Annotated in this window: 2 protein-coding genes; both read right to left on the bottom strand. The window is 29.9% G+C overall.

Features of this window, described 5'->3' with window-relative positions; genetic code table 11:
* Nucleotides 1-912: 912 nt before the first annotated feature.
* Nucleotides 913-1,197: a helix-turn-helix domain-containing protein gene (locus DPIF8902391_RS09260; protein WP_100945805.1), complete on the bottom strand. Its 285-nt coding sequence runs from the start codon at nucleotides 1,195-1,197 to the stop codon at nucleotides 913-915.
* Between the two features lie 2 nt (nucleotides 1,198-1,199).
* On the bottom strand, nucleotides 1,200-1,538 hold the full coding sequence (locus DPIF8902391_RS09255) for a type II toxin-antitoxin system RelE/ParE family toxin (protein ID WP_101916122.1): 339 nt from the start codon (nucleotides 1,536-1,538) through the stop codon (nucleotides 1,200-1,202).
* Nucleotides 1,539-1,811 lie beyond the last annotated feature (273 nt).

Below are 1,811 nucleotides of genomic sequence, written 5' to 3'. Positions count from 1 at the left end.
TTTTTAAACCGCTTTTTTGCCAATATTGCGTGTAATTTGGCTTAATGTAGGTTAACGATTTATATATGGTTTGTTGCATTTTTGAAGCACTAAATTTAGTAAATAAAAACGGAATAGAAAATCCCCTAAGGATTTTCGTAGGTAGGCGAGCACTAGCAATAAATTATATATTTTGTTAGCTTTTCGTTTATTTTTCCTTTTTTACAATTAAAATACCGATATAAAACCACATATTTTTCAGCGTTTTTATTCGGCGTTTAACTTGTCTAAATTTTCATTCCTAATTTCGCAAACAGGCTAAAAGTCCGCCATTTTCATTTCAGAATTACAGACAGATTCTTGCGTAATATTTGTCAGAATCTGTTGCTTTACGATTCCGTTTCCGATTGCGCAAACGAGCTAAAAAGTCCGCCATTTTCATTTCATAATTATAGGCAAATTCTTGCGTAATATTTGTCAAAATCTGCTGCTTTACGATTCCGTTTCTATTGGATAAACAGGTTAAAATTCCGCCGTTTTCATTTCATAATTACAGACAGATTCTTGCGTAATTATTTGTCAGAATCTGCTGCTTTACGATTCCGTTTCTATTGGATAAACAGGTTGAAATTCCGCCGTTTTCATTTCATAATTACAGACAGATTCTTGCGTAATTATTTGTCAGAATCTGCTGCTTTACGATTCCTTTTCTAATTGCGTAATATTTATCAGGATTCTACTTTAGGAAAACGCTTTATTTTGCCAATTTTGCGCATTTTTTTGTTAATGAAAGCTAACGATTTATATATGGTTTGTTGCGTTTTTGAAGCACTAAATTTAGTAAATAAAAACGAAATAGAAAATCCCCTAAGGATTTTCGTAGGTAGGCGAGTACTAGCAATAAATTATATATGCTGTTGTGTTTTCGTACTTTTATTCAGCTGTTAATTTAATTGATAATCCTAAAGCATTGGCAAGAAGTGCAAAGTTAGATAATCGAATATCTTCTCCATTTTCAATTCGAGAGATATATGGTCTTTTTTTTCCCACTTTTTCAGCCAAATTATCTTGAGTCATATGCAATTCTTTTCTTCTGTTTTTTATTATTTCACCAAAATAATAAGAAAAAGCATTTTCTCTAAATTCTTCACGTTCTTTAGAGCCTTCTTTTCCGTATCGTTTAGCTATTAATTCTTTTGCGTTTATTGATTTTCCCATAATTACTTTTCTTTTAGATAATTTTCTAATATTTTTTCTGCTTGTTTGATAGCTTTTTTATAATCTTTAGTTCCTTTTTTCTGAAAACCACATAAGCAGACAGCTTTTGTTGATTCATTAAAATTTAGATGGTCGATAGCAAAGATTACAACTCGATATTCATTTCCTGCTTTTATACGTAATTCATAAAATTTTGTTGATTGTAATTTTTTTAGAAAATTAGAATTAACAATTTTTATTTCTCCAATAACTTCAATTAGCTGGAAGAATTTTAGTTCAACCTTTTTATTTTGGTTGTCGATAAAGTCCAAACATTCTTCTGTAATATCGATTTCTCTCATATTACAAATGTAACGAATTAGTTACATATTTTATTTAAATTTCTAAATTATTTTTTCAAATTCGTAATTTTGTATGAAACACAACGATTTATATATGGTTTGTTGCATTTTTGAAGCACTAAATTAAGTAAATAAAAACGGAATAGAAAATCCCCTAAGGATTTTCGTAAGTAGGCGAGTACTAGCAATAAATTATATATTTTGTGTGTGCCCAGCATGGGCATCTTTTGACTACCGAAAGGTAGTTTATTAATCTAGAGGGTGCAAGTCCCT

This window comes from Tenacibaculum finnmarkense genomovar ulcerans (assembly GCF_900239495.1).
Lineage (GTDB): Bacteria > Bacteroidota > Bacteroidia > Flavobacteriales > Flavobacteriaceae > Polaribacter > Polaribacter ulcerans.
This window is presented reverse-complemented; position numbering and strand designations above follow the sequence as displayed.